Genomic DNA, 17,708 nt, shown 5'->3' with positions numbered 1-17,708 from the left:
CCCGGCAAACCCGGGGTCTCTATCCCCTGGCACGCAAGCCCGCTATAAGGCGCCATGAGCAAAGATAACCCAAACGACACGTCCGACCGCGACAGCCACTATGCAACTTTGCGCCGTCAGGTGCGGGATGCAAAGCGTGAGCGCGGCGAGATTCCCACCCCGCAACCGCAAAAACGGCGCAAGTCCAACGCCGATTGGACACCGCCACCGATCGCCCCCGACCAGGTATTTTTATATGGCCTGCACACGGTGCGCGCCGCCCTCAACAATCCCGAACGCAAGCCGATCAAGCTGTCACTGACCCAGAATGCGCTGGTACGGCTGGAGATAGGCCCGGTCGATGCCCTGCCCTTTCCTGTGGAAATCGTCACGCCGCAGGATCTCGACAAGCATCTGGGGCCGGAAGCCATTCATCAGGGCGTCATGCTGGAGACCCGGCCACTGCCGCCTCGCCGTCTTGAAGCGCTGAAGGAAAGCCCGCTGTTGCTGGTGCTCGACCAGGTGACCGATCCGCATAATGTCGGGGCAATCATGCGCACCGCCGTCGCCTTCGGTGCTGGCGCGGTGATCACCACCATGCGCCACAGCCCAACCGAATCGGGTGTACTCGCAAAATCAGCCTCCGGTGCGCTGGAATTGATCCCTTATATCCAGATCACCAATCTCGCCGAGGCGCTGGGCGAATTGCACAAGCTCGGTTTCGTGTCCATCGGGCTCGATTCGGAAGGGCCACGCCCGCTGGAAGAGACATTCAGTGGTGACAAGCTGGCGTTGGTGCTTGGTTCCGAAGGCAAGGGCCTGCGCCAAAAGACCCGTGACACGGTCAACGCACTGGCGCGGCTCGACATGCCCGGTGAAATCAAATCGCTGAACGTGTCAAATGCGGCGGCTATCGCCCTCTATGCCTCGCGCCAATTCCTGCTGCGCCAAAGCTAACATCAGAGCGTCGGTTCCCCTGTCCTCGACCTCGGAACCGACGATATCCCAAGTCTTTTCAGGAATGCATCCCAGAGAATAGTGCCTCCGAGGCATCGCCTATCATTCCCGCCCGGTCGTTTGCCAATACTGCTTGCTGATCACAGCCCGGTAGGTTCGACATTTGGCGAGTCATCAAAATCTTGGGAACCAATGCCCAGCCCTACGGTTGTCCTTATGAACATAAGAAGGAGGATAACCATGCCAACCACAATTCCCGAAAGACCAGATGGCGCACCACGCGGCCCGCAGGGCACGCCCGGTATTCCAGACCGTAAGCAGGATGGTGCGGTAAAACCGCCAATCCAGGATCAGGGCGACACCAAAAATCCGAATGATCCGGTGCCGAGCCCGCCTTTGCTGCCAATTGGTGATCCTGCCGGAATGGCCTGACAAATATCTTTGAATAATCCCCGGCGCATTGTGAAGCGGCGGGAATTCTTTGTATCCGTGGCCAGGCGATGCCATCCCGTTCATGGACGTCACCGACTGTCACATCCACCGATTCCCGGTCCGCTGATTTTCTGGTCCATCGTAACCATGCCGCAAGCTTTGCGTGAAATAAATGCCGCCGATCATGCATGGCTGAATCATAGCCCATGAGAGGAGGCACCCATGAGCGACAATGTCATAAAATTCAGAAAACCCGTACCGCCGAAGCAACCGCGCCCGGGACTGCGCAAACTGGTTGTCGCTCTCTGTGTTGTCGCAGCTTTTGCGCTCGCCTGGGCTTATTTCGCGTTTATCGCACCCGGCGGGCTTTGAAGAAAGCCGCAGCCGCGCCGATCCTAGGATCGGCAGCTCAAACGATGGAATTGATGTGAAAGAATGGTGCCCCCGGCAGGATTCGAACCCGCGACCCCCTGATTACAAATCAGGTGCTCTACCAACTGAGCTACAAGGGCAGTGGCGTCTGACTACCAGATTTTTCCGCGCTGTAAAGAGGCTACGATGAAAAAGCGTGATGCAGGATGGCTCAAGCCAGATCTGGCTGGGTCTGGTTTTGAACTGCCGCGTCTCCTCAAGGCCATCCATCGCGTTCCCCGTCCGCAACCCGGATTTCCAGGGTTTTAACAACGCGAAAAAACTTGGCGCAGGGTGAGTTTATCATGTACGAAGAAGGCCCTTTCCAACAGGTTTTTTCGCATGGCGCGTTCCTTCCGGTCGCTTTCTTTCGTCGCAACGAACACCCCGGAGGCGCTTGCATCCCGCGAAGAGCTGATTCGCACCTACGGATACACGCCACCCGAAGAGGCTGATGTGCTGGTCGTGCTGGGCGGCGATGGCTTCATGCTGCAAAACCTGCATGACACGATGAATTCTGGGCGGCTGATCTATGGCATGAACAGGGGCAGCGTCGGCTTCCTGATGAATGATTACCGGGTGGAAGACCTGCCGGAGCGAATCGCCATCGCTACCGAGAATGATTTTCATCCCCTGAAAATGACCGCACTCAGCGAAGACGGCACGCAAACCGTCGCGCTTGCCATCAACGAGGTGTCGTTGCTGCGGCAGTCCTATCAGGCGGCGAAACTGAGGGTACTGATCGACGGCCAGGAGCGCCTTGATGAGCTGATCTGCGATGGGTTGATGGTGGCGACGCCGGTCGGCTCCACCGCCTATAATCTTTCCGCCCATGGCCCGATTCTGCCGCTCGATGCGCCTCTCCTGGCACTTACCCCAGTCTGCCCGTTTCGGCCCCGGCGCTGGCGTGGCGCCTTGCTTCCCGACCGGGTCACGGTGATGATCGAGGTTTTGGAGGAGCGAAAGCGACCGGTGAATGCTGTCGCCGACAATATCGAGGTCAAGTCGGTGCTCACCGTGCAGATCGAACAGGCCAAGGATATTACCGCGCGGATATTGTCAGATCCCGATCATTCCTGGTCGGAGCGAATCCTCGCCGAGCAATTTGCCAATTAAAACATAGTGTGCAGCACAAAGGGCGTAAGCCGGAGTGAACCAATGCAGATGAAGGGACGCCTGAATTTTTCAGCATCCGCCACCGCTTTTGCCGTGGCACTGATGGTCTGCACCGTCCCCTTTTCGTTCACGAACACCGCCGCCTTGGCACAGGAAGCCGAAACGGTGCCGCCAGCCGTGACATTCCTGATCAGCGGTGGCTATTGGGAGGATCCCGGCACGGCAAACAGCACCGGCATCGTCAAAAGCCCTGGCGTCATCGACGCAAGTAAGGATGGGACACGGCGCGGCTATTACCGGCTCTACGCCCTGCGCCAGCCAGATCGCACCGCCAAGGTTTTCCTCAGCCAGATTTCCGTTACCGATCAAGGGCCACAGATTATCGACACCGTTGAATTGCAGGAAATCACCGATCTGCATCCCTATGTCACCGATATTCGCAGCGAAGACCCCTCCGGGGTCAATCGTGGCTTCGGCCTTTCGGCAATGGTCTATCTGAAGCAAGACGCCCGCTCGAACGATCCGGAGAGCTGGACAGTTGTTGTCGATGAATTCGGCGAAATCCAGGTCGAGCGTGAAAGCCACTGAGCGCAATCAGACCGCTCTGCTCCTTGGCCGGCTGTAATCATAGGCAATGGACTGCTTGAAACTGTCCAGCCTGCCGAGGATCAACTCGGCATACGCGCCCAGGGAAAGGCTTCTGTCTTCAACCCTCGTCAGGCCACGAGACACGGGTATCAGCAAGTCACCGGGTACGGTTCCACGCAAGGAGTGGATGGCCAGCGGATCGGCGCCTTGCGCACCCAATCCCGGTGCAAGAATGATCGAACGGGGCATAAATTGTCTAAGGCGACGTCCTTCCGCAGGAACCGTCGCACCGATAACCGCCCCAATGGCACTGAGATCACCGTCCTCAATCGTGTCAGGTATAAAACCACCGATCAGCCCAGCCAGCCGGTCCGAAATAAGCTGGTTGCCCGTCATCTTGTCCTGTAGCCAGCCTGCGCCCGGATTGGACGTGCGGCAGAGGACAAACAGGCCTTTGCCATACGCCTGCGCGGCCTCGACAAAGGGGGCAAGCGTGTCGGGTCCCATCAGCGGATTGACGGTCAGGCAATCCGCCTCGAAGTCACCGCTTCCCCCTTCAGCGCCGGGAACCAGATAAGCCCTCGCATAGGCTGACGCCGTTGCACCGATATCGCCACGCTTTGCATCGAGGATAACGCCAATGCCCGACGCCCGCGCTCGTGCCATGCCCATCGACAGAGCCTTCAAGCCTTTGATGCCGCAAGCCTCGAAATAAGCCGACTGGAACTTGACGAAGCCAACATGCCCCTCGATCGTGTCGAGAAGAAAGTCCACATAGTCTTCGATCCAGCATCCATCGCCATTCTCGAAGACGGCGGGAACATCGCCCGGCGCTGGATCAATTCCAGCGACCAGATCACCATAGCGCTCGACATTGGCTTTGACGATTTCAGTCCATGTCGGCATGAGGTGCTTTCCTTTTGCTCACGATCCGACAATCATTATACAAAAAAACCGCCTGAACAGAAGCTCAGACGGTTTGCATTTCACTGCGTACAAGAGGCCCGGCATAAGAATCGCCGAACATGGCCCGACATCAGTCGATATCGGAAACAGCATCCGCGCTACCGCTGATGCGATGGGCGAGAGCGGCCTCCATGAAGGGGCTGATGTCGCCGTTCAGGACGTCGTCGGGCGCCGTGCTTTCGACACCAGTGCGCAGATCCTTGACCAACTGATAGGGCTGCAACACGTAGGAGCGAATCTGGTGGCCCCAACCGATATCAGTCTTGGAGGCAGCCTCGGCATTGGCCGCTTCCTCGCGCTTCTTCAGCTCGACTTCGTAGAGACGGGCGCGCAACATGTCCCAGGCCTTGGCCTTGTTCTTATGCTGCGACCGTTCCTGTTGGCACGAGACCGCGATCCCGCTTGGGATATGGGTGATGCGCACTGCCGAGTCGGTGGTGTTGACGTGCTGGCCGCCCGCACCGGAGGAGCGGTAGGTATCGATACGGCAGTCGCTTTCGTTGATGTCGATCTGGATCGAATCATCCACCACCGGATAGACCCAGATGGAGGAGAACGAGGTATGACGCCGCGCATTGCTGTCGTAAGGCGAAATGCGCACCAGGCGATGCACGCCCGATTCAGTCTTCATCCAGCCATAGGCATTATGGCCCTTGACCAGGATGGTGGCCGACTTGATGCCAGCTTCTTCGCCGTCATGCACTTCCAGCAATTCCACCTTGAAGCCACTGCGCTCGGCCCAGCGGGTATACATGCGCAACAGCATGTTGGCCCAGTCCTGGCTTTCCGTGCCGCCAGCCCCCGAATGCACTTCGACATAGGTGTCATTGCCATCAGCTTCACCCGACAGCATGGCTTCGACCTGCAATTTACCGGATTCGGCCTTGAGGGCTTTCAGGCCGTCCTCGGCCTCCTTGACGATGCTCTCGTCGCCCTCTTCCTCACCCATCTCGATCAGCTCGATATTATCCTTCATCTGCTGTTCAAGACGGCGCACGCCGGCAATGCTGTCTTCCAACTGCTGGCGCTCGCGCATCAGCTTTTGGGCCTCGGCCGCGTCGTTCCAGAGGTTGGGGTCCTCTGCCTTGTTGTTCAACCAGTCCAGTCGTCTTACCGCCTGATCCCAGTCAAAGATGCCTCCTCAGCAGGCTTATGGCCTGCTTGATTTCGTCGACGACATTTTCGATTTCGTTACGCATGGGTCCTTTTCTCGGAATCTTGTTTTTCGATATCGTGCCCGGTCCATAATTGCCGATGCCCCGGAAGTAAAGTCCGGGGCATGGCGACAAGCTTGATCGTTCTGTTAAAACAGGCCGGGCGTCCCGGACTGAACGGCCTGGTTGACCTGCGGCGAGCTTTTCATGATCTCATCCGGCTGCATATTGCTGTCCATGCCGATCACCGAGAGGCTGTCGGCCGGGCCGGTTCCGGGCTTGAAAGCCTCGACAATCGTATCTGGATCGCCCACGACCGCCGCCATGCCGGTCTTGCGGTTGACGGCAATCATCTGCATACCGTCAGGCACCTTGAACTTGCTGGGCGGTGTGCCCTTCACTGCGGTCTGCATGAATTCATTAAATACAGGTGCTGACATCGAGCCCCCCGTCGCGCCCCGGCCCATCGGGGTCGGATTGTCGTAACCGATATAAACACCGGCGACGATATTCGGGGTGAAGCCGACGAACCAGGTATCCTTCGCGTCGTTGGTGGTGCCGGTCTTGCCCGCCACGTCGCGGTCCAGCTTGATCTTGCCATAGGCCGTGCCGCGCTGAATAACACCCTGCATCATTGAGGTGATCTGATAGGAGGTCATCGGATCAAGCACCTGCAACCGGTTATCGGCCAGAACAGGCTCATCCTGATTATGCCATTCGTCGGCATTGCAGCCTTCGCAAATCCGCTCTTCATGCTTGAAGATCGTCTTGCCGTAGCGATCCTGGATCCGGTCGATCAGCGTCGGCTTGATCTGCTTGCCGCCATTGGCGATCACCGCATAGGCCGAGACCATGCGCATGACGGTGGTTTCCCCTGCCCCGAGCGACATCGACAACACGGGCTGCATATGGTCGTAAATGCCGAAGCGCTCGGCATATTCGGCCACGAGATTCATGCCCATGTCATTGGCCAGACGCACCGTCATCAGGTTGCGTGAATGCTCGATGGCAAACCGCAGCGTTGCCGGGCCGATGGAGCCGCCGCCATCGTTCTGTGGCCGCCAGACCTCGCCGCCGGAGACAAATTCCACCGGCGCATCCAGCACCACGGAAGCAGGCGTATAGCCGCTATCCAGCGCCGCCGCATAGACGAAGGGTTTGAAGGACGAACCCGGCTGACGCATGGCCTGTGTCGCACGGTTGAATTCCGATTGGGCGTAGGAGAAGCCGCCAACCAGCGCCAAAACGCGACCTGTATGCGGGTCCATGGCAACGAAACCGCCCTGGACTTTCGGCGGCTGCCGAAGGCGATAATTGGTGGAGGTATCGGCGCCGATCTTTTCAGCATAGACCACGTCACCGGGCTGCAAGACACCGTCAGGCGATTTGGCGGTTTTGCGGTCGCCACGTCCCGACCGATAGGCCCAGTCCATGGCATCGGCCTTGATGGTGCCTGTCAGACGCTCCGGCACGACTTTGCCCGCGCCGTCACGATCCGGTTTCAGACCGATCTGCACCTCGGTCTTGGAAGTAGAGAGCACGACCGCGACTTCCCATTCCGGCACGTCGGCAAGGCTAGCCACATCGGCCAGCGGCACGCCCCAGTCGGACCCCATGTCTATATGGGTGATCGGACCGCGATAGCCACGCCGTTCGTCATAGCTCAGCAAACCATCCTGAAGCGCCTTGCGGGCGGCGACTTGTAGCTCTGGATCGAGCGAGGTGCGCACAGAAAGCCCGCCTTCATAAAGGGACTTGGTGCCGTATTTATCGATAATCTGACGGCGCACTTCTTCGGAGAAATAATCCGAGGCAAAGACATTGCCACCACCGCGCCGCAGGTTGACGCCCAGGTCTTCCTTTTTAGCAGTGTCGCCATCGGCCTGGCTGACGAAGCCGTTCTCCACCAGCCGGTCGATAACCCAATTGCGGCGCTCGATAGCAGCCTGGGTATGACGGTAGGGATGGTAGTTGGCCGGGCCTTTAGGCAGAGAAGCAAGATAAGCGGTTTCGGCAATGGTCAGTTCGGTGACCGGCTTGTCGAAATAGGTGAGTGCCGCCGCAGCGATACCATAGGAATTCAGGCCAAAGAAAATCTCGTTCAGATAAAGCTCAAGGATCTTGTCCTTGGAATAGGCCTGCTCGATGCGGAAGGAGAGAATGGCTTCCTTGATCTTGCGGTCCATGGTCTGGTCGGACGACAGAAGAAAGTTCTTGGCGACCTGCTGGGTGATGGTCGAAGCGCCGACGGGACGGCGACCGGAGCCGAAATTCTGCAAGTTCACCAGGATGGCGCGGCCAAGGCCCCAGATATCAACACCGGGATGGGTGTAGAAATTCTTGTCTTCCGCCGACAAGAAAGCCGCCTTCACACGATCTGGAATGGCCTGGATCGGCATGAACAGCCGCCGTTCATGGGCATATTCGGCAATCAGCGCGCCGTTACCGGCATGGACGCGGGTCATCACCGGCGGCGCATACCGGCTCAATACCTCGTAATCAGGTAGATCCTTGGTAATGGTCGTCAGATAGATGGCAGCAGCGGCTGCCGCGGCAAGCGCGGCAACGGAAGCCAATCCGAAGAGATATCCAATCAGTCTTATCATCGTGAAGCTACCGGCAATCGCTTTCGGTTCGCATACGCCTGTATGTCAAGCATCGCTTATATCGTGGCGTTTTGCATACGACGCCACCAATTACAAGTCGGGAGGCGTATTGAACACCACCGCCCGGGTGTTTCCTGGTGTTGTTGTGACAATGTGCGTAAAATAGGGCCTCGCCCCTGTTACACACAGCCATCGCGATCAACTTTCATGTTTCCGCATTATTCTTCGATAGATCGGCACACGCAGAGGCATTCACAGTAAACACCGAGGCTTTGCCTTTAGAGCATTTCCAGCCAAAATGTATCGCGGTTTGGCATCCCGAGCGTCAACCACCTTTGGCAACAAGCGGCTGACGATATTTCTTCACCGCCTCGGCGATCAGTTTCACCACTTTGCCGCGCCAGGCCGGATCGAGCAAGAGCTTCTCGTCCTCCTTGTTGGACAGAAACCCAAGTTCGAGCAGCACCGACGGCACATCCTGGGCCTGCAACACTCGGAATCCGGCAAAGCGATGCGGATTGTTGATCAGGTTGATCTGCCCGTCGAACGACGTCACCACCGATTTGGCCATGGCGATGGAAAAGGCCTGAGTCTCCCGCCGGGTAAGGTCCGCCAGGATATCGGAGACTTCCTGCGGTTCGGCGCTCGCATCGACACCACCAACCTCGTCCGATTGGTTTTCACGCGCCGCTGCGGCCTCGGCAAGATGGTCGGATGCCTTGTCGGAAATGGTATAAACGGTCGCGCCGCGAATATTGGCCTGGCCCAGCATATCGGCATGCAGCGAAATAAACAGGTTTGCGCCTTTCTGCCGGGCCAGCGTCACGCGCTGCGACAGGGACAGGAACGTATCGCCATCGCGGGTCAGGAAGGCCTTGACGCCCTTTTGCCTGTTAAGCTCGACAGCCAGCGCCCTGGCAAAGCCCAGCGTCACGGTTTTTTCCGGCGTATTGGTGGCCTTGCCTGTGGCCCCGGTATCGATACCGCCATGGCCGGCATCGACGGCAATCAGAAACTCGCCATCCGTCGCGGGCGCCGCCTGTTCTATGCGCGGGCTCTTGCCATTGCTGTAGGCATCGGCCTCCCAGGCCTGGGAGGCGACCAGCTTGGAAAATGTGTCATTATCGGTCATCTCCGCATCGAGAATCAGTCGAAATCCCTGCCCCTCGTCATTTTTACGAATGTCGGTGAGGACGAGTTTGGCAGGCCGCGCCGTGGTCAGCACGATACGCGAATGGGTAGCGTCGATGGAGCCGAAACGGATCTCCCGAAACAGGCCGCGGGCGACAAGTGCCTCGGCTGGAAAGGCAAAGACGGTGGCTGGCAGATCGACGACGATGCGATCCGGATTGCCGATATAGCGCACGGTCGTTTCCGGCTTCTGGTCGAAATCCATGACGATACGGGTGCGGGCATCGTCACCGGCGATACGGGCTGCAAACACGGCGAGACGTTCCGCCGAAAAGGCTTTTGCAGGCGCCAAGCCCGCGATAATACAGGCCAATAGCCACAGGATCGCCACGCCAGGCCGCTTGCCTTGCCTCATGCTTACCATCGTTGAACGCACCATCCGTCCATGCCGCGATACCATATCGCTCACGCTTTGAAAGTCCCGATCATTCACACCCATCCTTCAAACCTGCCCAAACGACCGAACCGATTGGCAACTGGAAATTACAACCACCGGCGGCACAGGATGCGATCCTAACCATAAACCGGAGCGCGCATACCGGCTATCCATCATTCCTCATCGCAGCGCGCAAGTGCAATAATTCTAATCTATTGGTCTTATCAATATTATGGCAGGGCAGGCTTTGCCGCTTGCCAATGTGACACAGACGACATACAACAGAAATAAGGGTTAAAATTGTCGACGGGATAGAGTCATCCGACGGCTGCCAACCAAAACGGACCTGGCGCCATTTGTCTGATTTTTCATCCGCCGCCAAGGCATTTTTGTCCCGAAACTGAATCGTCCAGCTGGAATCTCCGGCAAAATAACAGGGCGGGAGACCGCCAAACGCTCTTTTGAGCATTCATTGGGCCTTATTAAGAGGCCTTTGTCATTGTCGCTTTTGTTTTGGTATTTGATGTCGTTGCAGCAGCCTTTGTCCGATGTTGTCCGCCTTGGGGCCTTTGATGCCCTGAACGCTGACGGACTGCTGCCAGGAAAGATACCGCAGACGAGAGCACCGATATCCGGCGCATCGCTCACGAGATCAGCCCCGCTTGGCACCAGGCCTGCGGCATTGCTCGCCACCGGTCGCGCCGAGGAGCAGAGCTTACATGGCAGACAAAATGCTAATCGATGCGTCTCACGAAGAAGAGACGCGCGTCGTTGTCGTTCGCGGTAACAGGATCGAAGAATTCGATTTTGAATCCCAGCATAAGAAACAGATCCGCGGCAACATCTATCTGGCCAAAGTCACACGGGTCGAGCCTTCCTTGCAGGCCGCCTTCGTCGATTACGGCGGCAATCGTCACGGCTTCCTGGCTTTTGCAGAAATCCATCCCGATTATTATCAGATCCCGCTTGCCGACCGTCAGGCCTTGCTGAAGGCTGAAGCCGAAGAGCATGGCCGTCACGACGACGGCGATTTCGAGCCGGTGCGCAGCAGAGATCCCGGCGAACGCGACCAGCCGGTGATTGCCGATCCGGCCGAATTCGCCAATGAAGCCGAAGAAGTCGCTGGTCTCGCCGTCAATCAGGCGGATGACGATCACGCGCAAACCACAGCCGAGCAGCCCGCAGATGCGCCGCAAGCCGAGGCGTCACAGACTGACGCAGTGCAGGCCGACGCAGTACCGGCTGAGCCGCAAGCAGACGAGGCAGCCCCCGAGGCTGCAGCAAAGCCCAAGGCACGCCGTCCGCGCAAGCCCCGCAAGAAGGCAGGCGAGGTTGAAGCCAGCGCCGATGAAGCCGTCGCAGAACCTGTGGCCGTCGAAAGTGACGAGACACCAGATGACGGATCGAGCAATGGCAGCATGGCCGCCATGGTCGACACGGACTCGATCTCCGAAGAAACCGATAGCCGCCATCGTCATGACGATGATGACGACGACGATGATGATGACGGCGAGAAGGAAGAAATCGAATCTGTTGGCGCCGAAGACGCCATGGAAGAGGTTCCCGACCGGGTGCGCCGCACGCCGCGCAAGCAATATCGCATCCAGGAAGTTATCAAGCGCCGCCAGATTCTTCTGGTGCAGGTCGCCAAGGAAGAACGTGGCAACAAGGGTGCTGCGCTGACCACCTACCTGTCTCTGGCAGGCCGCTATTCTGTTCTGATGCCGAATACGGCACGCGGCGGCGGCATTTCGCGCAAAATCACCAACCCCGCCGACCGCAAGCGGTTGAAGGAAGTGGCCCGCGATCTGGAAGTGCCGCTGGGCATGGGCGTTATCTTGCGCACCGCAGGTGCCAATCGCACCAAGGTCGAGGTCAAGCGCGATTTCGAATATCTGATGCGTCTCTGGGAAAACGTTCGCACCCTGACGCTGAATTCCACCGCACCTTGCCTCGTCTACGAGGAAGGCTCACTGATCAAGCGCTCGATCCGCGACCTGTATAACAAGGATATCAGCGAGATCGTGGTGTCAGGCGAAGAAGGCTATCGTGAAGCGAAAGACTTCATGAAAATGCTGATGCCGAGCCACGCCAAGGTGGTTCAGCCCTACCGCGACATTCACCCGATCTTCTCGCGCTCCGGCATTGAGGCCCAGCTGGACCGGATGTTGCAGCCGCAGGTGACGCTGAAGTCTGGTGGTTATATCATCATCAACCAGACCGAAGCGCTGGTGTCCATCGACGTGAACTCGGGTCGTTCGACCCGCGAATATTCCATCGAAGACACCGCCCTGCAAACCAATCTGGAAGCCGCGGAAGAAGTGGCCCGCCAGTTGCGCCTGCGCGACCTTGCAGGTCTGATCGTCATCGACTTCATCGACATGGAAGAGAAGCGCAACAACCGCTCCGTCGAGAAGAAGCTGAAGGATTGCCTGAAAAACGATCGCGCCCGTATTCAGGTCGGACGTATTTCGCATTTCGGTCTGCTGGAAATGTCGCGTCAGCGCATTCGCGCCAGCGTGTTGGAATCGACCACCCAGGTCTGCCAGCATTGCTCCGGCACAGGCCTGATCCGTTCGCAGTCCTCCGTTGCCCTGCATGTACTGCGCGGCGTCGAAGAATATCTGCTGAAAAGCACCACGCACGATATTACCGTGCGTACCCTGCCGGAAACGGCGCTTTACCTGCTCAACCACAAGCGCGGCTCGATTGTCGATTATGAAAACCGCTTCGGCGTGTCGATCATCATCGACTCGGATGCCAGCGTCGGTCACCAGCATTTCGCCATCGACAAGGGCGAGCCGGTTGCCAATCCGGTCCGCATCGAAACCTTGCTGCCGCTGATCAGTGAGCCGGAAGAGGACGACCCGATCATTGAGATCGAGGAAGAGGATGACGAGGACGTCGTTGAGGCTCCTGTTCAGGCACAGCCCGCATCAAGTGGCAATGCTGCAGCAAACGCCGCCGAAGACGGCAACCGCAAGCGCAAGCGCCGCCGCCGCCGCCGTGGCAAGAATGGCAATGGCCATGCCGATGGACAGCAGAACGCTGCCGGCGGTGACGAAGGCGACGATGACAGCGAAGGCGAAGACGACGCCGAAGATACGGCAGAAGATCGCGATGATAGCGTCGAGGCCTCTGACGCGTCTGAAGACGGCAACAGCGAAAGCCAGCGCCGCAACAAGCGCCGCCGTCGTGGCAAGCGTGGTGGGCGTCGCGGTCGCGATGAAAATGGTGTGAGCGCCGATGCCGAAGGTAATGACACTGCTGAAGATGACGATTCTGCTGAAGAGTCAGTGCAAGCCGATGCCGATCAGGCTGTCGCCGTCGCTGAGGTTCCGTCCGATGCCGTCGCCGACAGTGTTGTGGTGGCTGCCGAGGTCAGTGTCCCAGCAACAGAGGCCGTGAAAGCCGATGAGCCAGTGGCTGCCAAGCCACGCCGGGCTCGCAAGCCGAAAGCGTCAGCCAAAACCGAAGCCGCCGACAGCGTCGAAACGGTAACGGAACCTGCTGCTGTGCCTGAGGCTGTGGTTGTCGAAGCACCGGCTGCTGCCGAGCCTGTCGCCGCCTCCCCCGTCTCGGAAGAGACGTCAGTACCGGCACCTGCTCAGGACGTCTCTGCACCAGAGCCTGCGGTCGAAGCGCCTGCTCCTGAAGTTGCGAGCGAGCCAGAGGCCGTAAGTGATGCCAGTGCCGAAAAGCCGGTGCGCGCCAATCGGTCGTCCAATGTCAGCACATCCGAACCGGTCGTTACCTCGGTGACCAACGGCGAGGAAGCTCCGAAGCCCAAGAAGGGCGGATGGTGGCAGAAGCGCGGTTTCCTCTAGGAGGGACTTGCGTCTTAAACATTCAAAAACGGCCACGCTCCAGCGTGGCCGTTTTCGTTTAATGGTAAGCGTTCATGAGTCGTACGCTCTGTGAAACGGCGTGATCAACCGAAATCTGTCGCCGCCACCGATGATGGCCTCATGCGGTTCATGACCAGCGTCGGTCTGCCCATATAGGTCACCTCACCCTTACGAATATAACCGCTTTTCTCCGCAACCCGGATCGACGCCTGGTGCTGTGGGTCGAAAAGGCAGACTGTTTCTCCTTGGGCAAAATGCCGGTCGCCCCAGCCAAGCGCGGCGGTGACGGCTTCGGTGGCAATGCCCCGGCCATGGGCATCGGCAATCAGCACCCAGCCAATTTCCGGCACCTCGTCCAAGGGTGGGGTGATATCGCGCTTGTAATTGGCAAAGCCGACTTCGCCGAGAAAGGCGCCGCTGATCCGGTCTTCGACAACCCAATAGCCGAAGGATAGCGCCTGCCAATGGCCGATATAGCGCAGCAGCCGCGACCAGCTGTCGGATCGGTTCGATGGCTTCCCGCTGATATAGCGCACCACTCTCTCATCCGCCCACATCCGGGCAGATGCCTCGAAATCCTCGAGGTGATGACCGCGTAACCGCAGCCTTTCGGTTTCAAGAACAGGCACGCGCGACACCATTGGCTCATCCTGCATTTGGCATCCCCTGCTGCGTCTTGAACGATCCTGACAAACAGAATCAACCCTTTCACAGATTGATTCAAGAGCTTGCCACATTGAGTCTGAAATCGATCTCAAACCATTGATATCTCATAAAACTCACGCAAGCCAGTTGGCGATTCTGTCGGTGGCGTCGGTCAGGTCGGTCAATGTTCCCGCATAGGAGATCCGCAAGGCCCGGTGGCCTTCCAGCGGATCGAAATCGAGGCCAGGCGTTGCCGCCACATGGGTTTGCGCCAGCAATCTTCGGGCAAACTCCATGCTGTCATTGGTGAAGCGGCTGACATCGACATAGGCATAGAAAGCGCCATCCATGGGAGACAGCAGCGGCATGCCCAGCGCGGGCAGCCGAGCCTGGAGAAAATCACGATTGGCGCGGCAACCGGCTCGGTATTCTTCCAGCTCATCGCCTGCTTCCAGCGCGGCCATGGCGGCAATCTGCGATAATTCGGGCGCCGAAATATAGAGGCTCTGGGCCACGCATTCCACGCCACGCACCAATGCTGGAGGCAGGACCATCCAGCCGATCCGCCAGCCAGTCATCCGATAATATTTGGAGAAGGAATTAATGACGACGGCATCAGGCGCAAATTCCACCGCGCTCGCTTCCTCCACGCCATAGGTCAGGCCATGATAGATCTCGTCGGAGATGAAGCTGACACCATTGTCGTCGCACCACAGTGCCAGACGCTGCAACGCAGCCCGGCCGGTGACGGTGCCAGTGGGATTGGCGGGGCTGGCCAGAAGCACGCCTTTCAGCCGTACACCCGCTGCCCTTGCCGCACGCTCCAGACTGTCGGGAGTCAGCGTGAAATCAGTCTCGGGACCGACTGGCACTTCAATCACCACCAATCCCAGCGCCTTCAGGATGTTGCGATAGGCGGGATAGCCGGGCCGGGCGATGGCCACCGCGTCGCCTGCCTCAAACAGCGTCAGAAATGCCAGGTTGAAGCCCGCCGACGAGCCCGTCGTCACCATGATCCGCTCCGCCGCGACCTCCGTGCCGTGGCGACGACGATAATAATCGGCAAGCCCCTGACGCAGATCGGCACGGCCGAGGGCGTCGGTATAGCCGATCTGGCCCGCCCGCAACGCCACTTCCGCCGCTCGGATCGCCCGCTCGGGCGCTGGTGCCCCAGGCTGGCCCACGGCAAGCGAAATCACCGGATGGCCAGCGGCCTTCAAGCGGTTGGCCTCGGCCAGAATATCCATGGCGTGAAACGGTTCGACAGCACTGCGGGTGGAAAGCATAACCAAGATGGATCTCTTTCTATTCTATTAGGAGGCTGAAACAGAAATGCGCCTGACATTTGCCGCATTGCGCACCCTATCACAATGGTAAGAGCCATGCCGGAATGCGTTTTCCCGCTTTTCCCGGTCAGGGAATGAGCTACGGTCACACGTCCATTTCGAGGTGGATTGACCACGAAAATAACCGGACAGACTAGACCGCCAGCGCTGCGGCTGGCACAAAGCCCCAAGACCGGCGAGGCGGACATGCATGCCGCCGAAAACGCAGGCCAAAAATGATGGCCGAAGACAATGGCCAGAGACGAGGATTGACATGAAGATACGATTTTTTCGCACTGCCGTTTTGGCAACGCTCATTGCCTCGACCGGCCTCGGCGCGCCAGCCTACGCGCTGGATGACAAGCAGAAGCAAGAAATCGGCGCCTTCATCAAGGAATATCTGATCGCCCATCCGGAAATCATGCTCGACGTGCAGGACGCCTTGCAAAAGAAGCAGGAAGCGGCCCGCGCCAGCCAGGCCTCCAGCGGCATTGAACTCAACAAGGCTGAGATCTTCAATTCGAAGGATGATATCGTCCTTGGCAATCCGAAGGGTGACGTGACCATCGTTGAGTTCTTCGACTATAATTGCGGCTATTGCCGCCATGCGCTGGCCGACATGGATACCATCCTGAAGACCGATAAGAATGTGCGGTTCGTCCTGAAGGAATTCCCGATTCTTGGGCCGGATTCGGTCGCCGCGCACCGCGTTGCGGACGCATTCCGCAAGCTGGCACCGGAAAAATACAGCGACTTCCACCATGCCCTGCTTGGCAGTGAAGGTCGCGCCACGCAGGAAAGCGCCATAGATGCGGGTGTGATGCTGGGGGTTTCGGAAGCAGCCCTTCGTAAGGAAATGACTGACAGCCCCAATGACACGTCCGTCAAAAAGGTCTATCAACTGGCCCAGGACCTAGGCATCAACGGCACACCCGCCTATGTGATCGGCAATGAACTAGTTTCCGGTGCCATCGGCGCAGATGCTCTCCAGGAGAAGCTGACGAATGTTCGCACCTGCGGCAAATCAACCTGCTGAATCCACCAGATAGTCGCGATATCCAGCTGATTTTACAGTGAAGCCATAGGGAGAAAAGCGCAAAGGGCTTTTCCTTCAACGGATGCCGGTTTATAGGAGGCGGTCGAAAACGCGACGGAACAGCAATGAGCAGAACAATTTTCGTGCTGAACGGCCCCAATCTGAATGCGCTTGGCAAGCGGGAGCCCGGGATTTACGGCGGCAAGACACTAGCCGACATCGAAGCGGATTGCGTTCGATTGGGTGAGCAACTCGGCATTGACGTCGACTGCCGCCAGAGCAATCATGAGGGCGATCTGGTCGATTGGCTACATGAAGCAGGCGATAAAGCTGTCGGTGTCGCGCTCAATGCCGGTGCCTATACGCATACATCAATCGCACTGCATGACGCCATGCGGGCGATTGCTGTTCCGGTCGTTGAAGTTCATATTTCGAATGTCCACGCGCGGGAAGAATTCCGCCACACCTCGATGATAGCGCCCGCCGCCAAGGGAGTTATTTGCGGCTTCGGACCGCATTCCTACCTCCTGGCGCTGCAAGCGCTTGATAACCTCACACGATAGAACAAGAAATTCAGGAACAACCTCCATGGCAGAGAAGAAAACCGGCATCGATCAGGCGCTTATCCGCGAGCTGGCGAATATCTTGAACGAGACCGATCTGAGCGAGATCGAAGTGGAACAGGATGCGCTGAGAATTCGCGTTTCCCGCGCCGCGCCGCAAATGGTGGCTCCGCAGATGATGGCAATGCCGCAGATGCAATATGGCGCGCCTTATGGTGCCCCGGCACCTGCCGCAGCACCTGCTCCGGTCGCGGTAGCGGCTCCTGCTGCCCGCGATCTGTCCAAAGCCGTAACGGCTCCCATGGTCGGCACGGTCTATATGTCCCCCGCCCCCGGTTCAAAGCCCTTCATCGAAGTCGGCTCGACGGTCAAGGAAGGCCAGACGCTGCTGATCATCGAAGCCATGAAGACAATGAACCAGATCCCTTCGCCTCGTTCCGGCAAGGTCGTCGAAATCCTCATCGACGATGCAAGCCCGGTCGAATATGGCGAAGCCATGGTCATCATCGAGTAAG

At 58.3% G+C, this 17,708-nt stretch carries 15 protein-coding genes and 1 tRNA gene; 9 read left to right on the top strand and 7 right to left on the bottom strand.

The genetic code is table 11. The annotated features are described in order from the left end of the window. Positions 1 to 54 precede the first annotated feature (54 nt). The 3 genes from rlmB to AVI_RS31040 all read left to right on the top strand — a co-directional run bounded on the left by rlmB (position 55) and on the right by AVI_RS31040 (position 1,740). Complete coding sequence (gene rlmB, locus AVI_RS07070) at positions 55 to 936, top strand: 23S rRNA (guanosine(2251)-2'-O)-methyltransferase RlmB (RefSeq protein WP_015915720.1); 882 nt, start codon at positions 55 to 57, stop codon at positions 934 to 936. Between the two features lie 240 nt (positions 937 to 1,176). Next, the gene (locus AVI_RS07065) at positions 1,177 to 1,368 is read left to right on the top strand and encodes a hypothetical protein (protein WP_041696466.1); all 192 of its coding nucleotides are present in this window, start codon (positions 1,177 to 1,179) and stop codon (positions 1,366 to 1,368) included. A gap of 222 nt (positions 1,369 to 1,590) precedes the next feature. Further along, positions 1,591 to 1,740: a hypothetical protein gene (locus AVI_RS31040; RefSeq protein WP_015915719.1), complete on the top strand. Its 150-nt coding sequence runs from the start codon at positions 1,591 to 1,593 to the stop codon at positions 1,738 to 1,740. 64 nt (positions 1,741 to 1,804) lie between these two features. Here the strand turns inward: AVI_RS31040 and AVI_RS07060 are convergent. Continuing rightward, positions 1,805 to 1,880 (bottom strand) — tRNA-Thr (locus AVI_RS07060). Positions 1,881 to 2,121: 241 nt separating this feature from the next. Between AVI_RS07060 and AVI_RS07055 the strand changes: the two genes are divergently transcribed. Together AVI_RS07055 and AVI_RS07050 are read left to right on the top strand one after the other, a co-directional pair. Next, positions 2,122 to 2,895 carry an NAD kinase gene (locus AVI_RS07055; protein WP_041696464.1) on the top strand — a complete coding sequence of 258 codons (774 nt, stop codon included), beginning with the start codon at positions 2,122 to 2,124 and terminating at the stop codon, positions 2,893 to 2,895. Between the two features lie 42 nt (positions 2,896 to 2,937). Further along, the gene (locus AVI_RS07050) at positions 2,938 to 3,483 is read left to right on the top strand and encodes a hypothetical protein (RefSeq protein ID WP_015915717.1); all 546 of its coding nucleotides are present in this window, start codon (positions 2,938 to 2,940) and stop codon (positions 3,481 to 3,483) included. 6 nt (positions 3,484 to 3,489) lie between these two features. On the opposite strand, the gene pyrF is transcribed toward AVI_RS07050, so the two are convergent. The 4 genes from pyrF to AVI_RS07030 all read right to left on the bottom strand — a co-directional run bounded on the left by pyrF (position 3,490) and on the right by AVI_RS07030 (position 9,755). Continuing rightward, entirely contained in the window at positions 3,490 to 4,389 is a 900-nt protein-coding gene (pyrF, locus tag AVI_RS07045) for an orotidine-5'-phosphate decarboxylase (RefSeq protein WP_015915716.1), read from the bottom strand. Between the two features lie 130 nt (positions 4,390 to 4,519). Next, a protein-coding gene (prfB, locus tag AVI_RS07040) for a peptide chain release factor 2 (RefSeq protein WP_139192372.1) occupies positions 4,520 to 5,648 on the bottom strand; the annotation gives its coding sequence in 2 pieces (ribosomal slippage) (positions 4,520 to 5,578 and positions 5,580 to 5,648; 1,128 coding nt in all). 104 nt (positions 5,649 to 5,752) lie between these two features. Then, complete coding sequence (locus AVI_RS07035) at positions 5,753 to 8,209, bottom strand: penicillin-binding protein 1A (protein ID WP_015915714.1); 2,457 nt, start codon at positions 8,207 to 8,209, stop codon at positions 5,753 to 5,755. Positions 8,210 to 8,534: 325 nt separating this feature from the next. After that, on the bottom strand, positions 8,535 to 9,755 hold the full coding sequence (locus AVI_RS07030; protein ID WP_234895286.1) for an N-acetylmuramoyl-L-alanine amidase: 1,221 nt from the start codon (positions 9,753 to 9,755) through the stop codon (positions 8,535 to 8,537). 740 nt (positions 9,756 to 10,495) lie between these two features. Here AVI_RS07030 and AVI_RS07025 point away from each other — a divergent pair. Further along, positions 10,496 to 13,603, top strand: coding sequence for an Rne/Rng family ribonuclease (locus tag AVI_RS07025; protein WP_015915712.1), 3,108 nt, complete (start codon positions 10,496 to 10,498; stop codon positions 13,601 to 13,603). Positions 13,604 to 13,707: 104 nt separating this feature from the next. Here AVI_RS07025 and AVI_RS07020 read toward each other — a convergent pair whose 3' ends face one another. Next, the gene (locus AVI_RS07020) at positions 13,708 to 14,280 is read right to left on the bottom strand and encodes a GNAT family N-acetyltransferase (RefSeq protein ID WP_015915711.1); all 573 of its coding nucleotides are present in this window, start codon (positions 14,278 to 14,280) and stop codon (positions 13,708 to 13,710) included. A 123-nt stretch (positions 14,281 to 14,403) separates the two neighbouring features. Then, a complete protein-coding gene (locus tag AVI_RS07015; protein WP_015915710.1) occupies positions 14,404 to 15,561 on the bottom strand; it encodes a pyridoxal phosphate-dependent aminotransferase in 1,158 nt (385 codons plus the stop codon). A 313-nt stretch (positions 15,562 to 15,874) separates the two neighbouring features. Between AVI_RS07015 and AVI_RS07010 the strand changes: the two genes are divergently transcribed. The 3 genes from AVI_RS07010 to accB all read left to right on the top strand — a co-directional run bounded on the left by AVI_RS07010 (position 15,875) and on the right by accB (position 17,707). After that, positions 15,875 to 16,630, top strand: coding sequence for a DsbA family protein (locus AVI_RS07010; protein WP_417883608.1), 756 nt, complete (start codon positions 15,875 to 15,877; stop codon positions 16,628 to 16,630). A gap of 125 nt (positions 16,631 to 16,755) precedes the next feature. Continuing rightward, on the top strand, positions 16,756 to 17,193 hold the full coding sequence (gene aroQ / locus AVI_RS07005) for a type II 3-dehydroquinate dehydratase (RefSeq protein ID WP_015915708.1): 438 nt from the start codon (positions 16,756 to 16,758) through the stop codon (positions 17,191 to 17,193). Positions 17,194 to 17,218: 25 nt separating this feature from the next. Beyond that, complete coding sequence (gene accB, locus AVI_RS07000; RefSeq protein ID WP_015915707.1) at positions 17,219 to 17,707, top strand: acetyl-CoA carboxylase biotin carboxyl carrier protein; 489 nt, start codon at positions 17,219 to 17,221, stop codon at positions 17,705 to 17,707. The last annotated feature ends 1 nt before the right edge of the window (position 17,708 follow it).

Source organism: Allorhizobium ampelinum S4 (assembly GCF_000016285.1).
Classification (GTDB): Bacteria; Pseudomonadota; Alphaproteobacteria; order Rhizobiales; family Rhizobiaceae; genus Allorhizobium; species Allorhizobium ampelinum.
The sequence above is the reverse complement of the archived record's forward strand: the minus strand, read 5'-3'. Positions and strand labels throughout refer to the sequence as shown.

Excerpts from the sequence above, each read along its gene's own strand:
- AVI_RS07055 (WP_041696464.1), top strand. The coding sequence starts at position 2,122 with ATGGCGCGTTCCTTCCGGTCGCTTTCTTTCGTCGCAACGAACACCCCG.
- AVI_RS07020 (WP_015915711.1), bottom strand. The coding sequence starts at position 14,280 with ATGCAGGATGAGCCAATGGTGTCGCGCGTGCCTGTTCTTGAAACCGAA.
- AVI_RS07050 (WP_015915717.1), top strand. The coding sequence starts at position 2,938 with ATGCAGATGAAGGGACGCCTGAATTTTTCAGCATCCGCCACCGCTTTT.
- AVI_RS07025 (WP_015915712.1), top strand. The coding sequence starts at position 10,496 with ATGGCAGACAAAATGCTAATCGATGCGTCTCACGAAGAAGAGACGCGC.
- AVI_RS07065 (WP_041696466.1), top strand. The coding sequence starts at position 1,177 with ATGCCAACCACAATTCCCGAAAGACCAGATGGCGCACCACGCGGCCCG.
- AVI_RS07030 (WP_234895286.1), bottom strand. The coding sequence starts at position 9,755 with ATGAGGCAAGGCAAGCGGCCTGGCGTGGCGATCCTGTGGCTATTGGCC.
- aroQ (WP_015915708.1), top strand. The coding sequence starts at position 16,756 with ATGAGCAGAACAATTTTCGTGCTGAACGGCCCCAATCTGAATGCGCTT.
- pyrF (WP_015915716.1), bottom strand. The coding sequence starts at position 4,389 with ATGCCGACATGGACTGAAATCGTCAAAGCCAATGTCGAGCGCTATGGT.
- AVI_RS31040 (WP_015915719.1), top strand. The coding sequence starts at position 1,591 with ATGAGCGACAATGTCATAAAATTCAGAAAACCCGTACCGCCGAAGCAA.
- accB (WP_015915707.1), top strand. The coding sequence starts at position 17,219 with ATGGCAGAGAAGAAAACCGGCATCGATCAGGCGCTTATCCGCGAGCTG.
- rlmB (WP_015915720.1), top strand. The coding sequence starts at position 55 with ATGAGCAAAGATAACCCAAACGACACGTCCGACCGCGACAGCCACTAT.
- AVI_RS07035 (WP_015915714.1), bottom strand. The coding sequence starts at position 8,209 with ATGATAAGACTGATTGGATATCTCTTCGGATTGGCTTCCGTTGCCGCG.